18 protein-coding genes are annotated in these 17,920 nt (G+C 56.6%); 13 read left to right on the top strand and 5 right to left on the bottom strand.

Annotated features, from left to right (window positions below):
* Positions 1-18: 18 nt before the first annotated feature.
* From mlaD to GRX64_RS05190, 3 genes are read right to left on the bottom strand one after another with little or no spacing between them, the layout of a single operon-like run.
* Positions 19-468 (bottom strand): outer membrane lipid asymmetry maintenance protein MlaD, encoded by a 450-nt coding sequence (mlaD, locus tag GRX64_RS05200; protein WP_166264342.1) that lies wholly within the window; start codon positions 466-468, stop codon positions 19-21.
* A gap of 31 nt (positions 469-499) precedes the next feature.
* Complete coding sequence (mlaE, locus tag GRX64_RS05195) at positions 500-1,282, bottom strand: lipid asymmetry maintenance ABC transporter permease subunit MlaE (protein WP_166264340.1); 783 nt, start codon at positions 1,280-1,282, stop codon at positions 500-502.
* Positions 1,279-2,103: an ABC transporter ATP-binding protein gene (locus GRX64_RS05190; protein ID WP_166264338.1), complete on the bottom strand. Its 825-nt coding sequence runs from the start codon at positions 2,101-2,103 to the stop codon at positions 1,279-1,281. The genes mlaE and GRX64_RS05190 overlap by 4 nt, the downstream gene beginning before the upstream one ends.
* A gap of 215 nt (positions 2,104-2,318) precedes the next feature.
* Between GRX64_RS05190 and GRX64_RS05185 the strand changes: the two genes are divergently transcribed.
* The 13 genes from GRX64_RS05185 (at position 2,319) to yjgA (ending at position 13,071) form a co-directional block, all read left to right on the top strand.
* Positions 2,319-3,278 carry a calcium/sodium antiporter gene (locus GRX64_RS05185; RefSeq protein WP_166264336.1) on the top strand — a complete coding sequence of 320 codons (960 nt, stop codon included), beginning with the start codon at positions 2,319-2,321 and terminating at the stop codon, positions 3,276-3,278.
* A 72-nt stretch (positions 3,279-3,350) separates the two neighbouring features.
* Positions 3,351-4,319 carry a KpsF/GutQ family sugar-phosphate isomerase gene (locus tag GRX64_RS05180; RefSeq protein ID WP_166264334.1) on the top strand — a complete coding sequence of 323 codons (969 nt, stop codon included), beginning with the start codon at positions 3,351-3,353 and terminating at the stop codon, positions 4,317-4,319.
* Positions 4,319-4,867, top strand: coding sequence for a KdsC family phosphatase (locus GRX64_RS05175; protein WP_166264332.1), 549 nt, complete (start codon positions 4,319-4,321; stop codon positions 4,865-4,867). Before GRX64_RS05180 ends, GRX64_RS05175 begins: the two co-directional genes overlap by 1 nt.
* Positions 4,864-5,466 (top strand): LPS export ABC transporter periplasmic protein LptC, encoded by a 603-nt coding sequence (gene lptC, locus GRX64_RS05170; RefSeq protein ID WP_166264330.1) that lies wholly within the window; start codon positions 4,864-4,866, stop codon positions 5,464-5,466. The genes GRX64_RS05175 and lptC overlap by 4 nt, the downstream gene beginning before the upstream one ends.
* Positions 5,438-6,025 (top strand): lipopolysaccharide transport periplasmic protein LptA, encoded by a 588-nt coding sequence (lptA, locus tag GRX64_RS05165; protein WP_166264328.1) that lies wholly within the window; start codon positions 5,438-5,440, stop codon positions 6,023-6,025. The genes lptC and lptA overlap by 29 nt, the downstream gene beginning before the upstream one ends.
* A complete protein-coding gene (gene lptB, locus GRX64_RS05160; RefSeq protein ID WP_166264326.1) occupies positions 6,025-6,750 on the top strand; it encodes an LPS export ABC transporter ATP-binding protein in 726 nt (241 codons plus the stop codon). Before lptA ends, lptB begins: the two co-directional genes overlap by 1 nt.
* 148 nt (positions 6,751-6,898) lie before the next feature.
* Entirely contained in the window at positions 6,899-8,428 is a 1,530-nt protein-coding gene (locus GRX64_RS05155; protein WP_166264414.1) for an RNA polymerase factor sigma-54, read from the top strand.
* A gap of 119 nt (positions 8,429-8,547) precedes the next feature.
* Positions 8,548-8,856 (top strand): ribosome hibernation promoting factor, encoded by a 309-nt coding sequence (gene hpf, locus GRX64_RS05150; RefSeq protein WP_166264324.1) that lies wholly within the window; start codon positions 8,548-8,550, stop codon positions 8,854-8,856.
* Positions 8,857-8,937: 81 nt separating this feature from the next.
* Positions 8,938-9,405 carry a PTS IIA-like nitrogen regulatory protein PtsN gene (ptsN, locus tag GRX64_RS05145; RefSeq protein WP_166264322.1) on the top strand — a complete coding sequence of 156 codons (468 nt, stop codon included), beginning with the start codon at positions 8,938-8,940 and terminating at the stop codon, positions 9,403-9,405.
* A gap of 311 nt (positions 9,406-9,716) precedes the next feature.
* Positions 9,717-10,598, top strand: a complete 882-nt coding sequence (gene rapZ / locus GRX64_RS05140) for an RNase adapter RapZ (protein ID WP_166264320.1) — start codon at positions 9,717-9,719, stop codon at positions 10,596-10,598.
* Positions 10,599-10,606: 8 nt separating this feature from the next.
* Positions 10,607-10,876 (top strand): HPr family phosphocarrier protein, encoded by a 270-nt coding sequence (locus GRX64_RS05135; protein WP_166264318.1) that lies wholly within the window; start codon positions 10,607-10,609, stop codon positions 10,874-10,876.
* A gap of 252 nt (positions 10,877-11,128) precedes the next feature.
* Complete coding sequence (gene mgtE / locus GRX64_RS05130; protein WP_166264316.1) at positions 11,129-12,490, top strand: magnesium transporter; 1,362 nt, start codon at positions 11,129-11,131, stop codon at positions 12,488-12,490.
* Between the two features lie 38 nt (positions 12,491-12,528).
* Positions 12,529-13,071 (top strand): ribosome biogenesis factor YjgA, encoded by a 543-nt coding sequence (yjgA, locus tag GRX64_RS05125; RefSeq protein ID WP_166264314.1) that lies wholly within the window; start codon positions 12,529-12,531, stop codon positions 13,069-13,071.
* Positions 13,072-13,098: 27 nt separating this feature from the next.
* On the opposite strand, the gene GRX64_RS05120 is transcribed toward yjgA, so the two are convergent.
* Together GRX64_RS05120 and GRX64_RS05115 are read right to left on the bottom strand one after the other, a co-directional pair.
* A complete protein-coding gene (locus GRX64_RS05120) occupies positions 13,099-13,941 on the bottom strand; it encodes a carbon-nitrogen hydrolase family protein (RefSeq protein ID WP_166264312.1) in 843 nt (280 codons plus the stop codon).
* Between the two features lie 50 nt (positions 13,942-13,991).
* A complete protein-coding gene (locus tag GRX64_RS05115; protein WP_166264310.1) occupies positions 13,992-17,915 on the bottom strand; it encodes a YhdP family protein in 3,924 nt (1,307 codons plus the stop codon).
* Between the last annotated feature and the right edge of the window lie 5 nt (positions 17,916-17,920).

The following is a 17,920-nucleotide window of genomic DNA, read 5'->3' as shown; positions in this document are numbered from 1 at the left end:
AACAGAGTACGGACGCAGTCAGCGCCCCGATGCAAAATTACTGATCATACGCTCAAGATTCATTGCCGACTGGGTCTCGTAGAATTCGTCCCCGTCTTTCAACGATTCCAGTGACCCACCCACGGAGATATCAATATACTGAGCCCCCAGCAGACCGGATGTACGTATTACTGCGGTACTGTCGTCCGGAATGTTATTAACCGAGGCATCCATCTCAATGGCGACACGCGCCTGGAAGGTTTTGGGGTTCAGTGAAATATCCCGAATGCGCCCCACAGATACCCCGGCCATGGACACCCGCCCACGCTCCGTCAGACCACCGGCGTCATTGAAGTCTGCGTAGACTGTGTAAGTATCGCCCGCCGGCTTGAGTGACAGCCCACTGACCTGAAGCGCCAACAACAGCAACGCCACGAAACCCGCAATCATAAAAAGTCCGACAAAGACTTCCGTTTTTCGTTGCGTCATATCCATCCCCTTAAAACAGCGTTCAAAAGCCTTAGAACCCACCGAACATAACGGCCGTCAGGACAAAATCGAGCCCCAGCACTGCAAGTGACGAGTACACCACTGTTTTGGTTGTGGCAGAGCTGATACCCGACGATGTCGGCACACAGTCATAGCCCTGGAAAACCGCAATCCAGGTACACACAAACCCAAACACGATGCTTTTCACCGCCCCATTAATGACATCCTCAGAAAAGTCGACGGATGCCTGCATGTTGGACCAGTAGGCGCCTTCGAATACTCCCAGCCAATCAACCGCGACCAGCATACCGCCCCAGATGCCCACGACCGAAAAAATAACCGCCAGCAAAGGGACCGATATAAAGCCCGCCCAAAATCTGGGAGCCACCACACGCCGCAGCGGGTCAACACCCATCATTTCCATACTCGACAGCTGCTCGGTGGCTTTCATCAAGCCAATTTCGGCGGTCAGCGCTGAACCCGCCCGACCCGCGAACAGCAACGCGGTCACAACCGGGCCAAGTTCGCGTACCAGCGTCAGCGCCACCATTTGCCCAATGGCCTGCTCGGAGCCGTAGTCGCTGAGAATGGTGTATCCCTGGAGCCCCAGCACCATGCCGATGAACATGCCCGATACAATGATGATGACCAGCGACAGGACCCCGATGGAGTACATCTGCCGCACCAGGAGTGGAAACCCGACACGCGGATGAGGCACGCCAGCGAGCGAGCGCCATAAAAATGCCCCTGAGCGCCCCAGGGCTTCCACAATGTCGAGCCCCGAGCGGCCCAGGCGGGCGATTTGATTGATCATTTGGGTGCGCTCTTCAATGCACTCTCCAGACCCCAATCAGCACTGCGCTCTGGCGCGGGGTAATGAAACGGTACCGGACCGTCAGGTTGACCCTTGAGAAATTGCTGCACCCGCTCGGACGGGTGACGTCGGAGTTCGTCTGGCGTGCCCTCGCCGATAATTTTACCATCCGACACAATGCAAGCGTAATGACAGATACTGAGCGACTCCGGCACATCGTGACTGACAAGGACACTGGTAAGCCCCATCGCCGAATTCACTTCCCGAATCAGTTTGACGAGCACACCCATGGCAATAGGATCCTGGCCGGCAAACGGCTCATCGTACATGATCAATTCCGGATCCATGACAATGCTTCGTGCCAAGGCTACCCGGCGTGTCATCCCCCCTGACAGCTCTGAGGGCATTAAATCACGGGCACCGCGAAGACCCACCGCCTCAAGCTTCATCAACACGATGTCCCGGACCATATCGTCGGGCAACCGGGTATGGACCCGCAAGGGAAACGCCACGTTCTCAAACACACTGATATCCGTAAACAGAGCGCCGCTCTGAAACAGCATGCCCATGTTCTCACGCAGGTCGTACAGCGCTTTTCTCCCCAATGAAGAAACATCATGCCCTGCGACCCGAACCCGGCCACGACTGGGCTTGAGCTGGCCACCAATCAGTTTCAGCAGAGTGGTTTTGCCGGTGCCGCTGGGGCCCATAATAGCGGTAATCAGGCCTTTGGGGATGTTCAGGCTGACGCCATCAAAAATCTTGCGCTCACCGCGAAAGAACTCGATGTTGTCCAGCGTGATGTACGGGGCAGGCTCCATAACGTAGACGGTATTCCCTTTTGACTAATAGCTGGCAGGCCTTGATGTTCATGCACGACCTGCCCGAGGCTCTCAATGAGCGGTACATTATGATAAGTTCCGCCCAAGCTCAATGACAGCTACCCAAAATATCTTGATTGCAATTATCAGTTCATCTGAACAACCGCCTGCCCGCCTGCAAATTTCGGCAAACATACGGCAACGAAAAGGTACCTATGACTCTTGGCCTTCATCTCAGCGCTATCATTGCCGGACTCGTGCTGCTTACCTGGAGTGCGGATCGCTTCATTAATGGTGCCGTTGGGTGTTCTGAGCGGCTCCATCTGCCACCCATGCTTACCGGGCTTGTGCTGGTTGCAGTAGGCACCTCGGCGCCCGAGATTGTAGTGTCTGTATTTGCGTCCATCACCGGCGCCCCGGCTCTTGCCGTCGGTAATGCGCTGGGGTCCAACATCGCCAATATAGGCCTGGTACTGGGGCTTACCACCCTGATCGCCCCCATTCCGCTTAAACCATCGGTTCTGTATCGGGAGTTGCCGATCCTGCTTCTGGTGAGTGGGTCGGCCTGGCTGCTCTTTATCGACTACCGCCTGACTCCCCTGGACGGCGTGTTGCTGTTATTGCTGCTTGCCGGTGTGCTCGGGTTCCTGGTTTTGCGCCACCGGGCCGGGGCCACCGACCCTTTTGAACTGGCCGATGATGGTCACAGCCTGACCACCCGCCAAGCCGTTTTCCATTTTCTTTCGGGCTTACTGATACTGATTGCAAGTGCCCGCCTGCTGGTGTGGGGGGCTTCCGAACTGGCGATCAGCCTGGGTATCGACGAATTGATTGTGGGGCTTACGGTGGTGGCTATCGGGACCAGCTTGCCGGAGCTTGCCGCGTCACTGTCGGCGGCTCTGAAAGGCCAGCAGGACATGGCCCTGGGCAACATCGTCGGCTCCAATATATTCAACCTTCTGGCCGTGCTCGCCGTGCCCGCGCTGCTGAGCCCTATGCCGCTTACCAATGCCATGGTCTGGCGCGACTATGGCACCATGGCCGGCCTCACTGTGCTGCTGGCTATTTTCGCTTATGGTATGCAAAGAAAGGGAAAACTGGCACGGTTTGAAGGTGGTATACTATTGACCATTTACGCAGGTTACACCCTATGGCTGGTGACCCATGCCCGCTGAACATCTGCCGCAGGCGTGTATGCCAATGGGTTATTATCCATTGCAGCCGCCAGCCACACTACCAGGACCCGTATGAGCGACAACTACGAGGACTCTGCCCGCAGGGCGATCATCATTGAACGCGACGCGATTGACGCGCTCACCGCAAGAATCAGCAACGACTTTGTTTTGGCTTGCCAAACCGTCATGGCGTGCAAGGGGCGCGTCGTGGTAACCGGCATGGGCAAGTCGGGGCACATTGGCAACAAAATCGCTGCAACCCTGGCCAGTACCGGCACACCGTCCTTCTTCGTTCACCCTGGCGAGGCCAGCCACGGCGACCTCGGCATGATTACCAACCAGGACGTGGTGTTAGCCATTTCCAATTCCGGTAACACGGCCGAAGTACTGACCATTCTGCCGCTGATCAAGCGGATGGGCGCACCATTGATCAGCATGACCGGCAACAGCGCATCCATTCTGGCCCGGGAAGCCGTGGCGAACCTTGATGTAAGTGTCGCTCAGGAAGCCTGCCCTCTTGGTCTTGCCCCCACCTCCAGCACAACCGCCACGCTGGTGATGGGCGACGCGCTCGCGGTCGCCCTGCTGGAGGCCCGCGGCTTCAGCGCCGAGGATTTTGCTTTTTCGCATCCCGGCGGGAGCCTGGGACGGCGTCTACTATTGAGAGTCGCTGACATCATGCATACCGGCGACCGCATCCCCAAAGTACTTGAGACCACCACACTGGGCGGTGCACTGCTGGAAATTTCCCAAAAGGGCCTCGGCATGACCACGGTTGTTGATGAAAATGGCCGTATGGTCGGGATCTTTACCGATGGCGACTTACGCCGAACCCTGGACCGTGCCATCGACATCCACCAGACCCCAATCAGGGACGTGATGACGGTCAATGGCAAAACCATCCATGATGATCAGCTCGCCGCCGAAGCTTTGAATATCATGGAAGAACTGAAAATTAACGCACTGCCGGTCATTTCTCGCGATGGCGCGCTGACGGGCGCCATCAACATGCATGACCTGTTACGCGCGGGAGTCATTTGATGACCCACTCTGTACCGGAAGACATCCACAGCAAAGCGACTCAGATCCGGCTGCTGGTGCTGGATGTCGACGGCGTCATGACCAATGGCCAGTTACTGTTCAGCGCCCACGGCGACGAACTAAAAGCGTTCAGCATCCTGGATGGACTTGGCATTAAACAGTTGATGGAGGCCGGCATAAGCGTTGCCATTATCACCGGCAGACGCTCACCCCTGACGGCCAAGCGCGCCAGTGATCTGGGCATTCCCTACATCATGCAGGGCCGGGAAGATAAGCTCGTTGCCTTGCGGGAGCTGGCCCAGAAACTGAGTCTGGCCCCGGAAGCCATCGCCTATATGGGAGACGACCTGCCGGATCTCTCGGCCATTGAATTTGCCGGACTGGGTGTGACCGTTCCCAATGGCCACCGGTTTGTCCGGAAACACGCCGATCATTGCACCCAGGCCTCGGGCGGCGAAGGCGCTGTCAGGGAGTTAAGCGATCTCATCCTGGCCAGCCAGGGACACCTGGACGCTCTGCTGGAGGGATATCGGGGAACGCACGAATGACGTTGAAAAACCTGCTTGCCCATGCCTGGACCCGAGCCTTGGCGCTGTTACTCTGCGCCGTGGTACTGGTCTCCATGCTGTGGCAGAGCGATGAAGCCCGCGAGCCGACCGAAGCCCGGGATCTGCGCGGCCCTTCTGAGCCGGATGGGTTTGTGGTCAACGGACGTTACCTGTCCTTCGATGAGGCCGGCAACCGGGAGACGCTGATCGAAAGCCCGCGTATCGAGCAGTTTGAATCTCGCCACCTGGCCACTATGATAGCGCCTAAGGCAACGCTGTTTGATGCCGACAGCGGCACACCGTGGACGTTGACGGCAAACCGTGGCGAATTCATGGAAACCCGGGACATCATCAAGCTCGAGGGCCAGGTTGTGATCACGCGCCCACTCTCTGGCGGCAAAATGGCCACCCTGGAATCCGAACAATTGACTCTGGATAATGACAACCGAACCGCCTACACCGATTCACTCGTTACCCTGACTGACAGCCATGGCGTCACCCAGGCGAAGGGCATGAAAGCCTGGATCGATGACCGCACCCTGGAACTGAAATCACAGGTAGAAGGACGCTATGAGACCGTCAAATCCAGCCAACAATAACGCCGTCAGATGGCTGCTCACCAGTCTGATCATCGGATTCTGCGCGGCACCCGCTGTGGCGTTCGACCTCGACTCCGACAGCCCCATTGCCGTCAGCGCCGACAACGCGCGACTCGATGACACCAAAGGCGTTGCCACCTACAACGGCGATGTCGTGGTCACCCAGGACAACACCCGTCTGACTGCCGACAAGGTTGTTCTTTACCGCGACGCCGATGGCCTTAATCGCATCGAAGCTTACGGCAAGCCGGCCCGCTATCAGCAGACTGCAGCCAATGGTGAGGACGAAACCGATGCCCGCGCCCTGAGCATCACTTACTCAGCCAGAGAGAGCCGCCTGACGTTTGAACGGGAAGCCGTCGTCGAACAGGCCGGTAATATATTTCGCGGCGATCAGATTGACTACAACACCGCCGAACGCATTGTTACGGCGAAAGGCTCGCGTGATGACAGCAGCGATTCTCAGGGCCGGGTAGAAATGGTTATCCAACCCAGAAGCGGCAAGGCCGCGACGCGCTCGACGCCTGAAGTCCCATCCGACGACGGGGATCTACCCTGATGGCAGTATTACGCGCCAGCAACCTGGCCAAGAGCTACAAACACAAGAAGGTGGTCATCGACGTATCGCTTGAAATTCGCAGCGGTGAGATTGTGGGCCTTCTCGGCCCGAACGGGGCTGGCAAAACCACATGCTTCTACATGATTGTGGGGCTCGTTCCCGCTGACAACGGGCGTATTACGATCGATGAGCGGGACATTACACCGCTTCCAATGCACGGTCGGGCGAGACGGGGTATCGGCTACCTCCCTCAGGAAGCCTCGGTGTTTCGCAAACTCACGGTGCGCGATAACATCATGGCCATCCTGGAAACACGCAAAGCCCTCAAACGCTCCGAGCGTGAAGAAAAGCTGGAGTCCCTGCTGGAGGAATTTCACATCACTCACATTCGGGATAGCCTGGGTATGGCGCTGTCCGGCGGAGAGCGGCGGCGCGTTGAAATTGCCCGGGCCCTGGCCGTAGAACCCGCATTTATTTTGCTGGATGAACCTTTTGCGGGTGTGGATCCTATTTCGGTCAGCGACATCAAGCAGATCATCCGGCACCTGAGAGACAAGGGCATTGGCGTTCTGATTACAGATCATAACGTGCGTGAGACCCTCGATATCTGCGAAAATGCCTACATTGTCAGCGGCGGCCACATCATTGCATCCGGCCACTCCGACGAGATTCTCGCCAACCAACAAGTGAAGGAAGTCTATCTTGGTAACGAGTTCCATCTGTAGCGAGGGACACAACGAATTGTCTTGTCCCCCTCCTAACAAGTACACTTCGGCAGAGAACTTGCTTGTAGTGCCAAGTGGCGAGCAAATAACACTTTTTCCTTTGTCTCAGCACCGGACATAAACGGGTGACGGAACTCAAATCATGGTAATGAAAGCCTCTCTGCAGTTAAAGCTGGGCCAAAGCCTGACCATGACTCCCCAGCTGCAACAAGCAATCCGGCTTCTTCAGTTGTCTACCCTGGACCTACAGCAGGAAATCCAGCAGGCCTTGGAATCCAATCCAATGCTGGAGACCCCCGAAGACGATGAACAGCCCGAAGCCGTAGCCAATAACTCCGAGCAGCCGGGCAACAGTGACTCTGACGGTACCGACTCGACGCCCGAAACCAGCCAGCCCGAAACCAGTTGGGATGAGTCCGAGAACGGCCCTGATTGGTCCAGCGAGACCGAAATCCCGAACGATATTCCCGACGACCTGCCAGTCGATACCGCCTGGGATGATGTTTACCAGTCCGCTCCGGCCTCTTCGGCCCGGAACGACGATGAAAACGACAACGATTTTGAAACTCGCAATTCCCCCACTGAAACTCTGCATGACCATCTGGAGTGGCAGCTCAACCTGACGCCCCTCAGCGACCGGGACAGAGCCATTGCGCACACATTGCTGGATTCTGTGGACGACCGCGGCTACATGACGTCAACACTGGAGGACATTCACTCCGGCCTCGTGGATGGGACGGAAGACGACCCTCTTGAACTTGATGAAGTGGAAGCGGTTCTGCACCGGCTGCAGCATTTCGACCCGGCCGGTGTATTTTGCCGCGACCTTCAGGAATGCTTGCTGATCCAGTTGCAGCAGTTACCGCCTGATACGCCCTGGCTGCCTCAGGCCCGGCTTGTAATCACTCATTACATCAACCTGTTGGGCAATCGTGACTATGCGCAATTGCTTCGTCGCAGCCGCCTGAAAGAAGAACAACTCAAGTCGGTCCTGGCACTGGTCACCAGCCTTAACCCACGACCTGGCGACTCGGTAGACCGCACGGAACCAGACTACGTGATCCCAGACGTGATGGTGCGCAAAGTGAGCGGTCGTTGGCGAGTTGAGTTAAATCCTGATATTGCACCGCGCATTCGCGTCAATGCCAGCTATGCTTCACTTATAAAGCGGGCCGATAGCAGTGCTGATAACACCTACATGCGGGATCAGCTTCAGGAAGCTAAATGGTTTATCAAAAGCCTACAAAGCCGTAACGAAACGCTATTGAAAGTGGCGACCCGAATCGTAGAACATCAGCAGGGATTCCTGGATCAGGGTGAAGAAGCCATGAAACCCTTGATCCTCTCCGATATCGCCCAGGCGGTGGAAATGCATGAATCGACCATTTCCCGGGTAACAACGCAGAAATACATGCACACCCCGAGAGGGATTTTTGAGCTGAAATACTTCTTCTCCAGCCACGTCAGCACGGATGAGGGCGGAGAATGTTCATCAACGGCGATCCGAGCCATGATCAAAAAACTGATCGCTTTGGAGACACCTAAAAAACCGTTGAGTGATAGCAAAATAGCAGCCATGCTAGGTGATACCGGCATCAACGTAGCCAGAAGGACGGTTGCAAAATATCGCGAAGCAATGCAAATTCCGCCCTCCAACGAACGGAAGCGTCTGGTGTAAGGCATCTGGCAGCTGGCACTGTGTGTTTGAATACGGAATTTTCGCCAAGAACCACCAGGTTCTGGGCTACCCGCCGGGAGCGCCCATGCGTACCGGCAATCCGACAACAGGAGAAGCCTATGCAACTCAATATTTCAGGTCACCATGTCGAATTGACTCCCGCACTTAAAGATTACGTCAGCACCAAGTTTGAAAAACTTGAGCGTCATTTCGACCACATCAGCAACTGTCAGGTGACCCTTGAAGTTGAAAAAGTACGCCAGATGGCGGAGGCAACTTTGCATGTGATCGGCGGAGAGATCCATGCGAAGGCTGAAAACGAAGATATGTATGCAGCAATAGATGGCCTTGTGGATAAACTGGATCGACAGATCCTGAAGCACAAGGAAAAAACGGTTGATCGTATGCACGGCGCAGCCGCTCGATAAGAGCGCTGCCCCCTATACGGCTGGTTCTCGCTGCGGCACCCGAAATGTGCCGCAGCTTTTTTACGGAAACACTGTCACTTCATGACGGACTCACTACTGACCATAGAAACGATACTGAAGCCCGAGCTCGCACTGTGTCGAGCATCCGGCACCAGTAAAAAGCGGATCCTGGAATTCATTGCAGAACAGGTGGCGATGCATCACCCAGAACTTAATGAGACCCAGATTTTTAATAATCTGGTGTCCCGTGAACGTTTGGGAAGCACCGGCATTGGCCAGGGTATTGCCATCCCCCATTGCCGTCTTGAAGGCTGCAGCCAGGTTACTGGAACGCTGATCACGCTGGAAGACGGTGTTGCGTTTGACGCCATCGACAACCAGCCTGTGGATCTTCTGTTCGCTCTTATTGTGCCCAAAGAGGCTACCAGTGAGCACCTGGAATTACTCAGTCAACTGGCGGAAAAGTTTAATGACCGCAGTTTTTGCGACCAGCTCCGCCAGTGCACCGACTCCCAGAGTCTGTATCAGTGCATGATCGGCCAGAGTTGACAGGTGTCCTGTCCAGTTCCTTAACCTGCTAAAGGCCTCAAGCGTCGGGTAAGCGGCGCGCTACAACGCCGCCAACCAAGACGCACAGGATCGCCCCTTCGGGCTTGCTGCTGAAAGCGTTGAATCGTCGTTTCCGCCCCGCGCCATGAAACTGACGTGACGGCGGGACAGCGCCGGAATCAACGCCTTCAAAGGCTTGCAGTAGATTAAGGCATTGGTCAGATTGGCCAGAGAGACGCCTGGCGAACCCGACTTCCAGGCCTGAGATCAGGTATTCTGGGCATAAGGCATATTGTGAGGATACACCGCCTATGAAGCTGATTATCGTTAGTGGCCGCTCAGGCTCCGGTAAAAGCACCGTACTGCATGTACTGGAGGACCTAGGGTTCTACTGCATTGACAACTTGCCCATTGGCTTGCTGTTCCCGCTCACCCGTGAAGCCACCACCCACGCATCACCGGGTCGGCTCGACAAGATTGCTGTCAGTATTGATGCCCGCAATCTGTCGGGTGAGATTGCCAATTTTGAGGGCATCTATCAGCAGTTGCAGCAATCAGGGCTCAAGTTGGAGATCATCTTCCTTGATGCCACCGATCAAGCCCTTTTACAGCGTTTTCATGCAACCCGTCGCAAGCACCCTCTGAGCGACGAAAAAACCTCCCTGCGGGAGGCCATCACTTACGAAAAACTTCTGCTGGAACCCCTGGCAAGGCTTGCGGACCTCCACGTCGACACCACCGACGTCTCAATGTACGAACTGAGAGACATGGTCAAGCAGCGTGTTGCCGGTCGGCGTGAGCAGGAATTGGCGCTGCTGTTCCAGTCTTTCGGGTTCAAGCACGGCGTCCCTGTTGATTCAGACTATGTGTTTGATGTTCGGTGCCTGCCCAACCCTTATTGGGACACGAGTCTGCGCAGGTTTACCGGCCTCGACTCCGCCGTGGCCGAGTTTTTGGAGTCGGAGCCGGCTACCCGGAAGATGATCAACGACCTAATCGGATTTTTGGAAACCTGGCTGCCAGATTTTGCCAAAAACAATCGCAGCTACATGACGATATCGATCGGTTGTACCGGCGGTCAGCACCGTTCAGTTTATGCCTGCGATCAACTGGGCAAATATTTCTCTCAACAATACAATAATGTGCAGGTTCGTCATTCCGAACTGCTTCACATTAAGCCTGCAGAGTCCTGAAGACCGTTATGATTCGACATCCCGTCATTATTACAAACAAACTTGGCCTCCATGCCCGTGCCGCAGCCAAACTTGTGGGCACTGCTTCGCAGTACCAGAGCCGCGTTTTACTCGGCAAGGATGGACGGGAAGTGGACGGCAAAAGCATCATGTCCGTTATGATGCTGGCGGCCAGCAAAGGCACTGAGATAGAGCTGGTAATTGACGGTACCGATGAAGTCGCTGCCAAGGAGGCATTGGTGGAATTGATTGAAGACTATTTTGGCGAAGGCGAGTAAGCACCCACTGTACATGGCAAGCGCATACCGCCAGCGCGCCCCCCTTACTTCGAACCAGCGGAGACCAAGGACCAGAGAGGCATACGGGATTCACTTACCGCATTAGCTCACCTTTCTGACATAACTTCGCTATAATAAAACAGTTTTTTAGACACACGGTAAATCCGATTCACGCTGGCACGTTCGGTCTCAGACCACGCCTGACGTTTTTTTTATTGCGCCGCTAAGGCCTGTCCAAACCCTGGGTGATTCATGGCAGAGATACTGGAAAACAGCCAGGCCCGCCAGCGGCTACGCTCCCTCGGCGAAGCGCTGGACAGTGGTGCCCTGAAGCAGGTTGCGCGCATCCTGAACGGCGGCTTGAGCCCCAGCGATATCGCGCACCTGCTGGAATCATCACCGCCCCGTCAACGTGCCCTGCTCTGGAACCTGGTCGATAAAAATCTTGAGGGCGAAGTACTCCAGTATCTGAGCGATGATATTCGGGGCTACTTTCTCAGCAAGCTGAACGCTCAAGAGCTGGCGACGATCATCGAGGACTTCGAGTCGGACGATCTCGCCGACTTACTCCAGCAACTTCCTGACACCGTCATTCAGGAAGTGCTCGACACCATGGATGAGCAGGACCGGCAACGGGTAGAGGAAGTACTCGCTTACCCCGAGGACACCGCCGGCGGTCTGATGAATACGGACACCATCACGGTGCGTCCGGACATCAGTATCGATGTAGTGTTACGTTACCTGCGGCGCCACCGCAACTTGCCCCCCATGACCGACAGCCTGATTGTTGTCAGCCGGCGGGATGAGTATATCGGCGTACTGCCAATCACAAAAATGCTGGTGTCCAACCCCGGAGCAACTGTCCGCGAAGTGATGGACACGGACATTGAGCCGATCCCCGTGACCATGTCGGACACCCAGGTGGCGACCCTGTTCGAGCGCTACGACTTGATATCCTCCCCGGTGGTGGGTGAAGGCGGCAAACTCCTGGGCCGGATCACCATCGATGACGTGGTCGATGTTATTCGCGAGGACGCCGACCACTCCTTGATGAGCATGGCCGGTCTGGATGAAGATGAAGACACCTTCGCGCCGGTCATGAAAACTGCCCGACGCCGGGCCGTCTGGCTCGGTATCAACCTGATTACCGCCTTTATTGCGTCTGCGGTGATTGGCCTGTTTGAAGGTACCATCGAAAAGGTGGTTGCGCTGGCGGTGCTGATGCCGATTGTGGCCAGTATGGGCGGTATCGCAGGGAGTCAGACCCTGACCCTGGTGATCCGTGGCATGGCCGTCGGTCAGATCAGTGGTACCAACGTGCGCTGGCTGCTGAACCGGGAGTTCCTCGTGGGCGCCCTGAACGGCCTGCTTTGGGCGGTGGTGGTATCAATTGCGGCCACGATCTGGTTTCACGATATCCTCATTGGCGCTATCATCGCATCGGCGCTGATTATTAATCTGATTGCGGCCGCTTTTGTGGGCACCGTGCTACCTCTGTTTCTCAAGTCCCGCAACATTGACCCCGCATTGGCTGGCGGCGTCATCCTGACAACCGTGACAGACGTTGTCGGGTTTATGGCCTTTCTGGGCCTGGCCTCTATATTTTACGCCTGATAAGGCCGCATACGCTCACATACTCAACAGGCAATGGCATGAACGACCAGCAGTCCGATGATCAGTTTGAAGATGAACTGGGCAAGAGTAAATCCCAGCTTAAGCGTGAAATGCACGCCCTTCAGGATCTGGGAAAACACATTATGGAGTTGCGGGCCGATCAGCTGATTGCCTTGCCCATGAGCGATCGTTTACGGCATGCGATTGAGGAATCCCAACGCATCCGGCAGCGGGAAGCCCGGCGCAGACACCTTCAGTACCTCGGCAAAGTGATTCGACTGGAAGAAAATATTGATGAGCTGTTGCGCGCGGTAGAAGCCGTCAATGCCGGTAGCCACGAACACACCCGGCGACTGCATCTGGCTGAGCGTTGGCGGGATCGCTTCATCGCAGAAGGCGACACTGCGGTTGGCGAATTTCTCGACTACTGCCCTTCAGCGGAGGTGCAGCACCTCAGAAATCTGGTACGCAACGCCCGGCGAGATGCCGAAAAGGGCACCAACACGGGCCACAGCACAAAGTTGTTCCGATACCTGAGGGAACGCATCGATCAGGACGAGAACCAAGGAACCTCTGGCTAGTCTATTGAGAGGCTCCCTGGCCTGTCGCTAAAGTCGGCGGTGGGTCCAGACCGGCATGCGGGTGCGCACTTCCTCCATCAGTTGCCTGTCCAGCGAAGCGGTCACGATCCCCGCGCCCTCCTCCTCGCGTTCCACAACAATTTTGCCCCACGGATCAACGATCATTGAGTGACCGTAGGTTTGACGGCGAGCGCTGTGGTGCCCACCCTGCCCCGGCGCAACCATCCAGACCTGATTCTCGATGGCGCGGGCGCGAAGCAGCGCATGCCAGTGCGCGTCACCGGTATTGTAAGTAAAGGCACTGGGCAACGAAATCCATTCGGCGCCCTTGGCCCTGAGGGCACGGAAGAGCTCCGGGAAACGTAAGTCATAACAAATAGCCAGACCCAGCACCCCGACCGGAGTCTCCACTGTCACCACAGGACTGCCGGGCTCAAAGGTATCGGATTCACGGTATTGCCCCTGCGCGTCTTCAACCGTTGCGTCGAATAAGTGAACCTTGTCATACCGTGCGACCTCCGCACCCAGGTCGTCATACACAAGACAGGCGGCTCGAACACGGTCACCAATCAGGTGACCGTCCGGGCGGGTTGCCAATGGCATCGACCCTGCCACTATCCAGATGCCCAGTTCCGAAGCCTGCTCAGCAATAAAGGCACGTATCTCTCCGGACGCAACCGATTCCCTGCGCCCCTGCTCCAACATCTGCCGGGTATTCAGCACCGCAAAATTTTCCGGCAGCACAGCCACCAAGGCACCCGCCTCAGCGGACTCGACCAGCAAACGCTTGGCCTCGTCCAGATTTGTTTGAATATCCGAGCCACTGACCATTTGAATGGCGGCCACCTTGCTTGCGCTACTCTCTACCATAACACCCACTCCAAGGAGGAATCACAAGCGCCTACTGTTGCAGGCCCCTATCACTTGCCAGTGTCAAAAACACTGCGCAATCGCACGTCTGGATTACTCCAGGTGCCCTTTACACTATAGGTTGCGCTGGTCAGTTTGCTCAACGGATCGCCCAACACTTTATCCAGCACAAACAATGCGCCACCAATCGGTGCCGATGCGCCGAGCAGCAATGCGGCCAGCGGAAGATTCTGGGTCAGCGGTAAGACCACCACCAGGCGCATGTCCAACGATTCGTCTACCAGACTGGTCGTTCCAGACAGTTTAAATGCCCCCGAGGGCCCAACAATTTGCATCTCCGGATCCCAGGTCAATGTGCCATCGCTCAACTTGGCCTTCCCTGAAATCGCATCAAACGCTACGCCGGCTTCGTATAGATCCGAAAAATCCAGTTTTAGACGTCGCAGCAGGGTGTCTGAATTCAACAGATTGAAAACCCGAAACATCTGTGCCGTATTGTTCTGTTCCAGAATCACCCCGTTATCAAAACGCATACTGACGGTGCCATTGAGTGATTGATAGTCCACGCTGTCTGGCCCGCCCTGCCAACTTACGTCGACCAGCATCTGGCTCTTTGTATTGCGAAAAGGGACCTCCCCATCCACCAGACTGGAAAGTCCGGCAAGACTGCCTCCGGTCATTTCCCCCGCCAGGCTGGTCATCGGAGTCTCATCCAGAATACGCCAGGCCAATTCACCCTTGAACGTCAATGCGTTGAGCTGACCCTCAAGGGATTTCACGAATAATGTGTCATGCTCTGGCTCCACCCGAAACAGCCAGGAACCCAGGTTTTCCTCGTCAATAACGAGGGTGTCAATCTGGACCTGAATGTCCGGCCACGTACCCAGCCCAAGCCTTCGAAACGCGGCTACCTGTTCAGGCACCGTAAGCGGCGTTTCGGTCGTATCGTCACTCTCGGTTCGGGGCAACACCAACTTGGTCATATTCACCTGAACCGCATCTGTTGCCCCCGACGGCACCAAAATGCGGCCAACCACTTGATCCGACTGGGCTTCCAGAATCCAGCCGTAGGGTTCTGGCCGGACATGAATCGAGATGGATGAAAATGCCCGACCGGCCAACAGCAAGCGACCGACATTCAGATCAACGTTGCGCAACCAGGTATAAACAGCATCGCGATCGCCACCGATCGCCACCGACCGCTGGCGCCACAGGGTGTGCCAGCGCTCCACATCCAATTGCGCCAGCGGTCCGAAGATAACCAGACCGTCTTTATCGGGCAGCGAGACCGAATTCGCCTCAAGACCAATCCGGCCCCGCTGAAAGCGTTGGCCCTGCCACTGCAGATTAAACCCAAGCCGCTGCTGCCAATTGCCCACCACATGCGCGCCCCGACCGGATGCCCAATCAACGGTGACATTCAGTGGCGCCGTTTCACCGGAGGATTTAGACAACGGGGCCGGCCAGTCGATAGCCAAGCCACGAAGGCTGGACTCGATCGCGAGCACCGGCGCGCCATCCGTCATCACTGACAGGCTCGCGGTATAATCCGTATCGCCGGCAACACCGGTTTGTGTCTCCGGTGCCATCTCCGCCAACTGCAGCAACCCGGACACGCTCAGGCGACCGTTTTGAACAATACGAAGCCGACCATTGCTGTCATCCAATGCCAGTTGAACGGTCACCGCATCCCCCATAAAACGCCCCTGGAGCGGCGATCCGGTAAACCCCTCGCGCGAGTTAAACTGTATCCGCCCCGCCAGCTCTGACCAGGTCAGATCCGTGTCAGCGTAACGCACCTCACCGGTTTGGGTGGTGACGACAAGGTCAACTTCGGCGTTGTGGTCGGCGTCCAGCGGTACCATTAGCTCCAGCTCGACATCATAACGGCCACCCAGGGTGACACTTTCACCTGCTGCACCGGCCATGGCCGCCAAAGGCGTGGTTGAAAGCCACCGGTTGGCGGTATCGCCAGACAGGGAGGCGGACGTCGTCACCGTTACCCCAGTAACGCCCTCGGTATTCCGCCCCACCTGGACAGCCGTGGGGTTCAGGGTCACCCCATCGGTAATGCCTTGGCTCAGGCGCACATCCGCTCGGCCATTATGGACATCCACTTCGCCCCTTACCCCGGACACGACAGGCCAGTCACTGTTGTAGCGCACAGTGGCATCCTGAAATTTGAAATTCATCGACGACGTAAAGGATCCGGCCGACGATTCGGCGCCAATCAAGCCATGGCCGTAAAACACCCCTTCGCTGATCGTTGCTGCTGTGATCGACGTGGTCAGCCAGTCATACAGCGCCGCATTCACAACCTTTGCCGGCACGAAATCCGCCAACATGCCTGCCGTAGCCTGCTGGAGGCCTACTTGAAGGCCCAGCGTGTCCTCGCCCTGCTTGTCCAGACGCAAATCGAAGCGACCGGTGAACGCCGTTGCTTCCTGGTAAGCCAATTCGATGTTATCTGAAAATACCCGAGTGACATGGTCGTCCAGCACCCACGATACCGTCGCGCTCAGTGCCGAAAACGTCCAGGGTTCAAGAAACAACTCCGGAAAATTCAGTTCGGCGTTATTGCTTGCAAGCGTTACCCGGCCGCCATCTTGATTCGCCGTCAGTTGTCCCGACAAGCCGATGACGCCCGGCGCACCATTGACGGGCTGAATACTCACATCCGCCAGTGCGGCGCTGAAGGCGAAGGCGTCGCCGGCGTATGACGGAACGCTCAGCACCACGTTATTCAATGTTCCCCGGGGCTGATACCTTGCCAGTCTTGCTGCCGCATCTCCGGGCAACAGCTGGAGACCAACAGCCAGTCGCCGCACTGGTCCTGCAGGGATGCCCTGCCCGGCTACCAGCCACTCGCCGTTTGCAAGCGTCAGCATCACATCAAATGGCGGGGCGTCAATGGACGACCAACGCCAGGACAAATTTCGCAGATGCAGCTCACCAAATTCAACACCTTTGGACTCGGTACCCAAGCGGGACGGACGCCAACCCACGTCGGCCGTGATGCTTTCAATCGGTGCCAGTGTCTCGCGATCCACTGCCAACTGGAGGAAAGGCATTCTGACTTTGCCTTGCCCCCGAATCAGGCGGCCTTTTTCAAACGTCAGCCAGCCCTGGCCGGACACATCAAAACCCAGAATCGCCAGGTGCTTCCAGCCAAGCCCCTTCACCAGGCCGTCAAACAGCCGCCCCGAATTCACGTCGAGGTACAATCGACCGTCAAACCCGCTGCGGAAAAAGTGATGCCCGGAAAGGTTAAAGCTCGCAACTTGCTCCGTGGTGCCCGAACGCATGGCTCGGCCACTGGCCTGAAACAAACCGTTGTCATAAGTCAGGTCAGCCTGCGGGATATCAAGGTGCTGAACCGGATCACCCGGCACCTTGATGCCGAGATTAACTCGGGTTATCCGGATAAATGGGTCTGACAGCCAGGCACCGAGCCGATCAACCCACACCTGCGCACTCGATTCGGCAATGTCTTCAATAAGGCCCTGATCCAACTCCCCGAGGGCATCAATGCCATCAATGGTTATCTTGCCATGCGCGGTACGGGACAGTGTCAGATCCAGGCCGTCGGCCTCGAATTCGCGGAACACCACCCTGAATCGAAGCAGCGAGGCCAGACTGTCCAGTCGTATTCTCAAGTGGCGTAGTTGTGCCGCAGGTTCAGCGCTGTCGGAGCGCTGTATTGTCAGGTTGCGAGCTTCCAGGATGGGATCGAGCCATTGCCAGCGGGCGCTGAGGCTGTCGATGGTGACCGACTGTCCGAGTTCCTGGGAGAGCCGGTTCTCGAGATCAGTGCGATAGTTGTCAATATGCTGGGTAAGCTGGCGCCCGCCACCCGCGTATAAGGCCAGCAACACGAGCACCGTGAACACCAGCCACCACACCAAACTTGCGGCACGGAGCAAACCGCTCAGCAACGGGCCGCGTGACGTGGAATCAGCAGGTAATCGGGACATGCAAA

This window comes from Marinobacter caseinilyticus, from assembly GCF_011074955.1.
GTDB classification, from domain to species: Bacteria; Pseudomonadota; Gammaproteobacteria; order Pseudomonadales; family Oleiphilaceae; genus Marinobacter; species Marinobacter caseinilyticus.
This window is presented reverse-complemented; position numbering and strand designations above follow the sequence as displayed.

Excerpts from the sequence above, each read along its gene's own strand:
- mlaD (WP_166264342.1), bottom strand. The coding sequence starts at position 468 with ATGACGCAACGAAAAACGGAAGTCTTTGTCGGACTTTTTATGATTGCG.
- mlaE (WP_166264340.1), bottom strand. The coding sequence starts at position 1,282 with ATGATCAATCAAATCGCCCGCCTGGGCCGCTCGGGGCTCGACATTGTG.
- GRX64_RS05190 (WP_166264338.1), bottom strand. The coding sequence starts at position 2,103 with ATGGAGCCTGCCCCGTACATCACGCTGGACAACATCGAGTTCTTTCGC.
- GRX64_RS05185 (WP_166264336.1), top strand. The coding sequence starts at position 2,319 with ATGACTCTTGGCCTTCATCTCAGCGCTATCATTGCCGGACTCGTGCTG.
- GRX64_RS05180 (WP_166264334.1), top strand. The coding sequence starts at position 3,351 with ATGAGCGACAACTACGAGGACTCTGCCCGCAGGGCGATCATCATTGAA.
- GRX64_RS05175 (WP_166264332.1), top strand. The coding sequence starts at position 4,319 with ATGACCCACTCTGTACCGGAAGACATCCACAGCAAAGCGACTCAGATC.
- lptC (WP_166264330.1), top strand. The coding sequence starts at position 4,864 with ATGACGTTGAAAAACCTGCTTGCCCATGCCTGGACCCGAGCCTTGGCG.
- lptA (WP_166264328.1), top strand. The coding sequence starts at position 5,438 with ATGAGACCGTCAAATCCAGCCAACAATAACGCCGTCAGATGGCTGCTC.
- lptB (WP_166264326.1), top strand. The coding sequence starts at position 6,025 with ATGGCAGTATTACGCGCCAGCAACCTGGCCAAGAGCTACAAACACAAG.
- GRX64_RS05155 (WP_166264414.1), top strand. The coding sequence starts at position 6,899 with ATGAAAGCCTCTCTGCAGTTAAAGCTGGGCCAAAGCCTGACCATGACT.
- hpf (WP_166264324.1), top strand. The coding sequence starts at position 8,548 with ATGCAACTCAATATTTCAGGTCACCATGTCGAATTGACTCCCGCACTT.
- ptsN (WP_166264322.1), top strand. The coding sequence starts at position 8,938 with ATGACGGACTCACTACTGACCATAGAAACGATACTGAAGCCCGAGCTC.
- rapZ (WP_166264320.1), top strand. The coding sequence starts at position 9,717 with ATGAAGCTGATTATCGTTAGTGGCCGCTCAGGCTCCGGTAAAAGCACC.
- GRX64_RS05135 (WP_166264318.1), top strand. The coding sequence starts at position 10,607 with ATGATTCGACATCCCGTCATTATTACAAACAAACTTGGCCTCCATGCC.
- mgtE (WP_166264316.1), top strand. The coding sequence starts at position 11,129 with ATGGCAGAGATACTGGAAAACAGCCAGGCCCGCCAGCGGCTACGCTCC.
- yjgA (WP_166264314.1), top strand. The coding sequence starts at position 12,529 with ATGAACGACCAGCAGTCCGATGATCAGTTTGAAGATGAACTGGGCAAG.
- GRX64_RS05120 (WP_166264312.1), bottom strand. The coding sequence starts at position 13,941 with ATGGTAGAGAGTAGCGCAAGCAAGGTGGCCGCCATTCAAATGGTCAGT.
- GRX64_RS05115 (WP_166264310.1), bottom strand. The coding sequence starts at position 17,915 with ATGTCCCGATTACCTGCTGATTCCACGTCACGCGGCCCGTTGCTGAGC.